This is a genomic window from Natronococcus sp. A-GB7, from assembly GCF_029688865.1.
GTDB lineage: Archaea > Halobacteriota > Halobacteria > Halobacteriales > Natrialbaceae > Natronococcus.
The window spans coordinates 1-9,411 of sequence record NZ_JARUKV010000055.1; the positions used below are offsets into that span (position 1 = coordinate 1).

9 protein-coding genes and 1 pseudogene are annotated in these 9,411 nt (G+C 51.1%); 7 read left to right on the plus strand and 3 right to left on the minus strand.

What is annotated here, in order from left to right; genetic code table 11:
* Positions 1 to 208 precede the first annotated feature (208 nt).
* Positions 209 to 384, plus strand: a pseudogene (locus QA609_RS24145) (IS6 family transposase); the annotation flags it as partial.
* 464 nt (positions 385 to 848) lie between these two features.
* Here the strand turns inward: QA609_RS24145 and QA609_RS24150 are convergent.
* Positions 849 to 1,199 carry a site-specific integrase gene (locus QA609_RS24150; RefSeq protein ID WP_343233830.1) on the minus strand — a complete coding sequence of 117 codons (351 nt, stop codon included), beginning with the start codon at positions 1,197 to 1,199 and terminating at the stop codon, positions 849 to 851.
* Positions 1,200 to 1,769: 570 nt separating this feature from the next.
* Here QA609_RS24150 and QA609_RS24155 point away from each other — a divergent pair.
* Positions 1,770 to 2,105 (plus strand): ArsR family transcriptional regulator, encoded by a 336-nt coding sequence (locus tag QA609_RS24155; RefSeq protein ID WP_278305175.1) that lies wholly within the window; start codon positions 1,770 to 1,772, stop codon positions 2,103 to 2,105.
* A gap of 203 nt (positions 2,106 to 2,308) precedes the next feature.
* On the opposite strand, the gene QA609_RS24160 is transcribed toward QA609_RS24155, so the two are convergent.
* Positions 2,309 to 3,193 carry a helix-turn-helix domain-containing protein gene (locus QA609_RS24160; protein ID WP_278305176.1) on the minus strand — a complete coding sequence of 295 codons (885 nt, stop codon included), beginning with the start codon at positions 3,191 to 3,193 and terminating at the stop codon, positions 2,309 to 2,311.
* Between the two features lie 318 nt (positions 3,194 to 3,511).
* Between QA609_RS24160 and QA609_RS24165 the strand changes: the two genes are divergently transcribed.
* Complete coding sequence (locus QA609_RS24165) at positions 3,512 to 4,300, plus strand: helix-turn-helix domain-containing protein (protein ID WP_278305177.1); 789 nt, start codon at positions 3,512 to 3,514, stop codon at positions 4,298 to 4,300.
* A 28-nt stretch (positions 4,301 to 4,328) separates the two neighbouring features.
* Here QA609_RS24165 and QA609_RS24170 read toward each other — a convergent pair whose 3' ends face one another.
* A complete protein-coding gene (locus tag QA609_RS24170) occupies positions 4,329 to 4,631 on the minus strand; it encodes a HalOD1 output domain-containing protein (protein ID WP_278305178.1) in 303 nt (100 codons plus the stop codon).
* Positions 4,632 to 4,923: 292 nt separating this feature from the next.
* On the opposite strand from QA609_RS24170, the gene QA609_RS24175 reads away from it, so the two are divergent.
* From QA609_RS24175 to QA609_RS24190, 4 genes are all read left to right on the plus strand, one after another.
* Positions 4,924 to 5,253, plus strand: a complete 330-nt coding sequence (locus QA609_RS24175; RefSeq protein ID WP_278305179.1) for a hypothetical protein — start codon at positions 4,924 to 4,926, stop codon at positions 5,251 to 5,253.
* A 241-nt stretch (positions 5,254 to 5,494) separates the two neighbouring features.
* Positions 5,495 to 5,656 carry a hypothetical protein gene (locus QA609_RS24180; RefSeq protein WP_278305180.1) on the plus strand — a complete coding sequence of 54 codons (162 nt, stop codon included), beginning with the start codon at positions 5,495 to 5,497 and terminating at the stop codon, positions 5,654 to 5,656.
* A gap of 107 nt (positions 5,657 to 5,763) precedes the next feature.
* The gene (locus QA609_RS24185) at positions 5,764 to 6,375 is read left to right on the plus strand and encodes a hypothetical protein (protein ID WP_278305181.1); all 612 of its coding nucleotides are present in this window, start codon (positions 5,764 to 5,766) and stop codon (positions 6,373 to 6,375) included.
* 789 nt (positions 6,376 to 7,164) lie between these two features.
* Positions 7,165 to 7,575, plus strand: a complete 411-nt coding sequence (locus QA609_RS24190; RefSeq protein ID WP_278305182.1) for a CBS domain-containing protein — start codon at positions 7,165 to 7,167, stop codon at positions 7,573 to 7,575.
* Positions 7,576 to 9,411 lie beyond the last annotated feature (1,836 nt).

Below are 9,411 nucleotides of genomic sequence, written 5' to 3' on the forward strand. Positions count from 1 at the left end.
ATACAGCCACTCATTACAGAGATCATACCTGATGAACCAGATGCAAGTACTGTCCGACGTTCCATATTGTATTATTTTGCCACCAATAATATAAATTTCACTCCAAAATATACTTTAGGTTACTTGTTGTTTTGATGATGTCGTATTGGCGGCACTGTCCAGTTGAGCCAGTTTGAGGAACGAGCAGGTCTTGAGTTGATTTGGACTAATACTCGCAGACCTGCTTAGCGGGCCCTACGACGCGGATTTAAAAGAACCTTGGGAGAACGAGCGGACGGCGACGTTCACAAGAGCTTCGCTCTTGTGCAGCCCATCAGAACGCGAAGCGTTCTGAGGGCGTTCGCTGTCCGCCTCCATGCCACCGGTTGTTCGTTTCGGTCGCTAATAGTGATTGTGAAGATCCTTGTGGAGGATGTTACGGTGCGCCACCGGGTGCGAGCAACGGACAATCGCTACACGTAACATATTCGGGTAGTTTTGATATTCATTGTGCATTGAATTCGCTCGGTTGTGGCTGGTGTAAAGACTCTTGTACACCAGCAACAATTTCAAACAATCAACAAAATGATTAATGGGCTGTTCCGGGAACCGGATGGCGGTATATTACCTTGGATTGGGATACCGATCGGTATCTCGATTGCCGCTGTGAGTATCATTAGTCGATTTGGGCTCGAGAATCGTGCTGCCTTCGTTTTCATGGGACTGTTTATTTTCTTCACTAGTACTGCAGAAATAGTATCCAGTGGTGACGAGCGAATTGTGGGTGCTTTCCGTATACTCGGTGTCGTATGTATGCTTCTTTTTGCTGTCGTGTTTATCACGCGCCCATCGCCGCTCATGTAGAGGTATCACCGGTCCCGAAGATACCGACGGAATAGTCGAACCGTCTCAGACTTGAACTCGAGAGTCGCTGGCGGTGGTGACGCTTTCTGGATAGCACTCGGGAGATAGACGTTCCCGTTTTCGAGATCTAGGTGACTCACGTCGAGAGCGCACAGCTCGCCGGTTCGAAGGCCACCATCATAGAGCAGTGTGACAATCGCTTCATTCCGGTCCTGAAGGTAGGGTGCGACGGCGTCAGATAGACAGACGTCCCGAAGCTGTTCAACCTGAGTCGGCTTGAGCCATGTTTGGGCGCGGCTGTACTCATCAGAGTGCTCAACGTCGGGATTGCTTGGCATGGGTTCTGTAGACGACATGGTTCTTAAGTAAAAGGGGTAAATCGGTCGGTCAACGTCGCAGTTTGTGGCTAACTCAGACGCTCGTCTGAAAGTATAACACACTACATGGAGGGTTGGCAGAGAATGACGGTTGTGTCACCGCTTTACTAGAGACAGGGGCTTCTCTGGATTCCGTTACATGGAGATGCCCACGTACCTTTTTCTCGTCGGGTTCGCTCGCGTTGCTCGCTCACCACTCCTCCAAAAATCTACGCTAAAAAGGCCGCTCGCTCCCGCTGGTCGCTCGCGGGTGCTGCGCTTGTGGCGCTACCGCAGTGATACCGCCTCCGCCTGCACTTAACGTTTGTTGGGGAGTCGTAGAGAGGTATATAAATTGTTCTATGACATCTCGAGCTTGCTTTTAAAGACCTGGTAACGTTACGTGGAGATATGAATATCTCGCTGAGAATCAGTGTTACAAGAATTCCTGTTCAGTGACCGTTCATACGACTCATACCGGGACTGGCAGATATGTTACTCACTTAATCAAAACCCAAAGACGTGTGAAAATGTCGTCCTTTGATGGAGCTGTCGGTGGTGGAATGTTATATGGTTGAAAAGAAGCTCGACGAGTGTCTTAAACTCGTGTCAGATACTCATCGTCGAAGAGTTATTCAGCGATTACGAGAGAAATCCACCGCCAAGACGACGGTTGAAGACCTCGTCGATCACCTCCACGGGAGTAACTTGCCCACCGTCACTGGTCGGGGTCTCGACCGAAGCCAGCTCTCACTCCAACTGGCCCATACGCACTTGCCGAAACTCGCTGACCACGGCGTCGTCGAAATCGATTCGGACGCCAAAACCGTCCGGTACCAGTCCGACGAACAAGTCGAGGCGGTATTAGACTCACTCCCGGAGAGCATACCACAGCGGAATCCCTGAAACGCAGCTCCCTCTTCCTGTTGATCAAACCGTTGTTGCCGACTGAGTACCCTGACACTCTGAGTCCCACCGCTGGACGGCGTGTCTACTTTGACGAGGAGGGATGAACGACGACTGCACCGCTACCGTGACCCGCTTCATCGATCCCGCCGACTGTGAATGAGGTGGTCGTCCCCGTCTTAGCCACGTACCATTGCTCTCGATTAGTCCCATTCAACGCTCTCAAGTCGCCAGGTGAAAATTGCTTTCAGGACCACGACAAGACTGTTCGTCTCACCTTCGCCCCAGATGGCAGTCTCCGAACGTGGATCGGAGACGCTCGCTCCCTCACCGTTCACGAGCGCGCTTACGAGCGTTTTCCGTCCGTCAATCATCATGAGCCGGCCCGCGGACGTGTCTGACCAGATCCACAGCGACTCGAACATTGTCGCACTCGGTATCTCCTCTTGAATCTGCTCCTGAACGTCTGACGAGACTCCCGCGAGTTTAATCGAAACACCCCGTTCGTCGGCCTCGCTCAACGCGTCGATCAGATCCTTGGTGAGGAAATCCTCGATAGTCATGTAGACGATCTCCTCTTCGGCGGTGGTGAAGAACTCCAGGACTCTATCCGTGACCGCCGCCTGTCCATTGACCGTCCACACCCCTCGTTGCTCGGCTCGCTGTTCGGCCGGCTCGAGTTCGCCCAGTGCCGTCCGGAGAGTATCCGCTCGATGCTGAAAGTCCCGTTCGAACCGTCGACAAGCGGTTTCGGTGGAGATCACCCAGAACTCCTTGGGAGAGGATTGCTGGACATCGACGAGTCCCCACTCGTGTAACTCGTCGACGGCATCATACACGCGAGTGCGTGGTACCTCTGACACCTGGCTCACGTCTCTGGCCGTTCCCGTGCCGAGGCTGGCGAGCGCGACGAACGTCCGCGCGGCGTAGGTACTCAGCCCGAACCGTTCGAGTTGCTCGGTCGCGGCGGTCTCCGGGTCTTTGGATGGATTACTACTCATCGAGATACCAGCTCTGGATCGGTACGAATCCGGCCACGCAAGGTGGCCGGACCGGCACGCAGCAGTAAGGTGGTTGGGACACAGCACTGGACTGCGTACCGGTCTAGAAGTTAGCCGCCATGCCGTATATCCTTTTTGTGATTAATCGGGTGACTTCTCAATCTCATATTTTCTTCGAGTGCCCTCTCTCGAATTGCCGTATCTGACTGTAGTCACTGAGATAGTTACAACAAAACGAACGAGGTGTGAGCTGACGCGCATTCACCCGGTTACCGACCGTTTCACGGTCTATTGGTATGAGCCGGCATGACTGGAGTGACAATGCCTATCCGTTCTGGGACCCAATAATCGGGTAAGTTTCCGGGGCTTCCCGGAAGGTTGGGACACATGGATACAAACGAAAACATGGAGGAAGCGATCGAGGTCCTCCAACAACTCGGGTTGAAAGAATACGAGGCGCGGTGCTTCGTCGGTCTCTCCCGTTTGCATTCGGGAACAGCAAAGAAACTCAGCGAGATGACCGAGGTTCCCAGAACGCGGGTGTACGATGCGGTCCGAGTGCTGGAATCCCAGGGTCTTGTCGAAGTCCAGCACTCGAGCCCACAGGAGTTTCGAGCCGTCTCCCTTGAGGAGGCGACCGAAACGCTTCGTGACCAGTACGAAGCGCGCGTCGAGCGCCTCGAGAACACGCTCGGCTCAGTCGACATCGTCGACGAAGGCGATGATACCCCCATTCAACAAGTGTGGTCTCTGTCGGGTCAGAGCGGGATCGAAAACCGAACGGATCAACTTATCGAGGAAGCGACCGACGAGGTCGTGCTCGTCATCGGCGACGAGTCGCTCTTGACAGAGGACCTCGTCGACTCCCTCAATGAGGTGGTCAGTAACGGCGTCACTCTGATCATTGGTGCGCTGACGGAGCCGTTAGAAGACCAGATTCAAACGAAGGTTCCGGACGCCACAACGTTCATCACGGGCCTGGAATGGCTACACAGCGAAAACACAACCGAAGACGAGACGGCCATTGGTCGATTATTGCTGGTCGATCGATCGACGATTCTAGTGAGTTCGATCGCGCCTGGGTCGAAGGAGGAACAGGCGATATTTGGCGAAGGATTCGGGAACGGACTTGTTGTGATCGCTCGTCGACTTATGGCTCAAGGACTGGTGCCCGCTCACGACCCTGGACAGTAATCCCACAGAACGACTGTTGGTTCAGCTGTCACTGCAATTCAGTCCGGTCTCGCTCTTGATCGCCAGTGACCCGCGGACAGTCGTCGAGAAGCTGAATGGTAAGGTATTCTCCGTTGTCGACAGTGACACGACAGCGGTTATAGATGAACGAGAGACGACCACCGATTCGCGGTTCACCGTTAGACCGCGACTCGAAGAGTGTATCTAGCGCGTCCGGATTGATGACATGGGTTAGTGGCGGCATTGACGTAGGCTGACGTCCCTCTACGGCACTCACTGCACGGACGATAGCGGTAGTCACCGATTCGTTCACTCCGACCTCATATTCCATACGACTAGTTAGGGCTCACGGATAAAAACCCGTGAGATTTTAACCCAAATAATCAAAACAGGCCGATACCGATCTCAACCGAGAACAGCGTTTTTTGAAGGTCCCAATTTGCTGTGCCAATCGTTATAGTCATTATTACGTTTATAGAAGTAAACAAATAATTTCACCAGTGCGTTACCCTGTTCACTAATATATCTCCTCCTATGTACGATACGACGATCTCCGCTATCGTTTCACAAATTCGAGCAGGTACACACGAGACTTGAAATGCATTGGGAGCATTTAGCAAACCATGAACAACCATGATAACCTCTCCGAAGAAGAAAGCAACGAAACAACAGCGGATGCAGTTAAGCTAGGCGAGAAGGTCTATAATGCCGGTGGAGAACTACTCGGAGAGGTTCGCGGCATCGAAGAAGGAGGGTTCTTCGTGACATCTCGAGAAGGAGTAGAGCGTCTGAGCATCGAGCACGTTCGATCGGGACAGAGTTTCGGCGAGGCCGAACTCATGTGGCGGTGTAACGAGTGTGGCGAAATGGGAGAAATTGAGGAGGGATTCCCCGAATCTTGTCCGAATTGCGGCACAGAAAAAGAAAATATTATGTACTGGACGGAAGACTAATTCTCGACCTTCCCATTGGAAACCTGATCGGGGAATTGAGTAAAGTTGCGAGTCGGGTATCTCGATCAAGCTCACAGGAATCTTGACAGATTTCTAGGAGCATATTCCAGAAGATACTATTCAGAATATATAATATGTAAATCTGAATTGAACACTGGTGACTTCATCAAACAATAGTAATATCGATCTGGATGACTTTTACACCCCTCTCCTTGACTACCTGTGATGTAGAATGCACTGTATGGAAGACGACTCAGACACTCGCATCAACCACCCTGAAAAGCTCTGCGATACAATAGTAGGGATCATTGACGAGCTTGAGAACGGTAACATAATCGGAGAAGAGCGAGCATCTGAATTTCGATCGGAAATCTATCGCTCAATTGATACCCTGAAAGAATAGCCCGGACAAATGCGCCACCCCGATTAATTCTCCCGATCCATCAGAAGGACAGAAAGTCATTGAAAGCCGTACAACAACATCAACCGTCTCCCACACCTGTTAACCCTATGGACGATCACAACCCAACTCGGAAACACACGTTTCATACAATTGATGGGGTTGAAGCGCTCATCAATCTCGATCCTGGTGAACTCTTTCTGGATCTCCCGGCAAATACGCCGCGCTATATCCGTGTTCAGGAAGGTGATCAGGTACAGGAAGGAGATGTGCGTACACAGACGAGCCAGACGATGGACTCGCAAACACTCTCGAAGTGGCGAATTGATAGCATCTCAACAGATACCGTCACAGGAGTAGACGTTGACACAGGAGAGGCCCAAGAATGGGATCGGGAGTGGTTAATCCAGCGCCTTGGTACCGGCGGATTCAGTGTCAAGTTAACTGACTTCGACCGAGTAAGCGTGAGTGAAACGACGGGGCTGGGAGGGTCTCATGCTGATGACCAAGATGACGAAGTCAGTCCTCACGTGATCGTTACTGCATACGGAAATAACGGTCAAAAATTCATCCAATTGTATTCTGCGACTGAACCGGGGGATTGGGAGTCACTCCAGCTCGTAGACCAAGATCAACACGTCAAAGAGTTCAGCGAGGATGTCCTGGAGAAATTCGAGACAGCCGTCGCCAGAGCAATACAGTTAGAACAACAATATCACTAATCAGTATTCAGTACGGCTGTCTGGTTAGTCAGTACTTCCGTTCGACGAAGTGTAAAAGATACATCCACATCTGGAATTTGATTGGTTGCGCTCTAACCGTAGTTACAGCATTTTATGAGGTCACAAGCGTACCGGAGTATTCTGGTAGCTGACGGTATGAACTAAACCCTTGACTGTTGATGATTTTGAACCGGGAAGGTTGACTTCATCTTCGTCGTTGAGATGTCGTGCAAGTTCGATGACCTCAACTTCCCAGTCGTGGGTCGATCCTCGTAATCGATCAACGCGGCCTCGGGTATGTTGTTTCAAAGCGGATGCACACGAGTGAACGAGTTCAAGTAAAGCGTCTACTTCGGTGGGATTAAGATTGCTATATCACTCACCGCAAACTCCACTTAGGAAAGAACGAGTGGCATGAGACGACACTGATCTATAGACGACGAAAAAACGCTGAGAGTACTGATTACACGTAGTACAGTGTCTTCATGGCGAACTGTCGACCAGGAGCGGCTCATTTCTATGATTTGTGGTGGGAGATTGAGAGCGACTCCAAGAGTATCAAGTGATCCATGGCAGCGACGACCTCGAAAAAATATCTGTTGCTGTGAGGCAGCTACTGCTCGGAGCTAGGGTCCGACCGCCGAATGGTCGAGTAATTCTCGGAGGATTCAGCGGCCAGAATAACACATTAGTGAGAAGCCGAATTTCCATTTTCACGGCTCTTGAGCAAGGAGTTAACCACCTCTGGGCTGTACCCTTCCCATGATAGAACAAACCATAGCATCCGTAATGACACAAACTGTGCGAACTACCACCAGAGACACGACGGCTAGCGCCACTGCGAGAATGTTCGCGGCAGGCGATATCGGATCCGTAGTCGTAACTTCCTCAGAGACAAAAGATATCCTAGGTATTGTTACTAAGTCTGATATTATGCACCAGGTCGCTGTTGATGCAGATCTCTCGTCTATCACCGTAGGTTCGTTTATGTCGACACCGGTCGTCACAGTCACGAGCGACAAATCGATCCGTGAAGCGGCCACACTAATGAGAGAGCATTCAATCCAACACCTCCCAGTCGTGGATACCGATGAGCTCGTAGGGATTGTGACAACAACTAATTTAGCACACTATTTGCCCCGGCTTCGTAGGAACATTCTCCGATCTCGGAACGAGCTTAGCAGTCCAGACGGACCATAATTCAATTATCACATCAGGAACTGCCACTGCCGCTACTATCTGGCCAAAGAAAGAGAAGACAGAGACTGGAAGGGGTCTAAATCCTATGGAATTGTATAAAAGAGCGCTTGCTGTTCGAGTGACGGCCCTATTTACACGACCTGATTAGTCCTCGTAACGTCTGTCACTATGAGCACTGCTGCGGTTCGCAGCCAAGAACCCAGAGGATGTTCGAATAATTGCAACGGATCCGGTGGCCAAAACAGCACACTAGCGAGCGGGTCGTCGGAATCGCCATATCGATCTGGTGAGAGAATGGTCTTGAGAAGTGCGTCAGCTACGCCAAGGAGCGTCTGATTCTTCTCGAGGACGGTCGGAACAACAGGGTTGCGGCGTTCGGTAGCCGTTTGGAACGACAACGCCAGACGATATTCGTTTTTGTCGACATGGATGAAATCGAGCGCTTCGAGTTAGAAGCGTTCGCCCAATGGCCTCGACGCCAACTTCCCGACGCGATGTCTTTCGAACGATCGCAACGGGTTCGCAGAAGCAGTAGTTGAGACTGCGTTCCTCAATGCATCTGGATCGGCATTCGCTTCGCTACTTCGTTTCAGCGAGCCTTCACTGGAAGGGCCGTTACATAGATGTGCGAACTGAACGGCGATTTCGAGTCACTCAGTTAATCAAAACTCAGTTTTCAATTAAAACACAGTGTATTAAAGAGGAGAGAGAGAGGAAAGAGGATTATGGACAATGATATTTCTAGAGCGCTATCACACAGACAACGACGCCGAAAGTTACTCGCGTTGCTGGTGTCGAATCCTCAAGATGAATTACCGATTTACCTCGTCAACCCGCCAGACAGTCATATCGAACGGCATCTCCAGAGTCGCGAAATGGTGAGCGTTCACCTTCCACTGTTGGACAAGCTCCGGTTCATCAATTGGGATGTGAGTCAGTACGAAATCACGAAGGGACCACGGTTTGACGAACTGAAGCCACTGTTAGAACGTCTGGACGACGAAGAAGAACTTTCCATTGAGTAGCGAAGGTGTCATAGAACTCTTCTCAAGAATTGGCTTCACCCCATGGATCGGTGAATTAACCGATATGTGGGTCTGTGTACTGAACGCCTGGACTTTGATTCACTCAGTTAATCAAAACTCAAAGAACTATGAAAATATGTCCGATTTAACCGTTTGGGGGACTATACTGTAGGAGATGAGAGAACTCCCGCATCAACCGCCAACTGACGAGATTTTCGACGCGCTATCGGACGTTCACCGTCGCCGGATACTGATTAGCCTGTTAGATCACAATCCACAAACCATTGACCAGCTGTCGTCGGCCTCCGAGAGCGTTTCGGAGATGAACACCGGATAGCCGACGAGTATCTGGCACGCTCGCTGGAGATCGACGGAGTAGACAAAACAGCCGTTCGCCTGTACCACAAGGACCTTCCCAAACTCGACACCTACGGTTTCGTCGAGTGGGACCGCGACGAGAACGAGGTACGGAAAGGCACCCAGTTCGACGAGATCAGGCCGGTCCTCGTGTTGTTAGAGGAGAACCGCGAGATCCTTCCCGACGATTGGCTGTGATGATATTCGGTCGTCCTGTATCTTGCCAGGGAACTTACTAGTTGATGGCAGATCGTGAATCATCACGATATCTCGTTCATCTATACGCAACAGACGTTTCATCAAATCCACGACTGGCAGACAGAGAACGGCGGAGTTAACTGCGACGTTCGTTTGACAGCATGACATACCACATAGAGAGACTGCAAGAGAATGACGGTTGGTGTCGCCGTTTCACGAAAGGAACGGCGCTTCTCTGGATTCCGTTACATGGAGA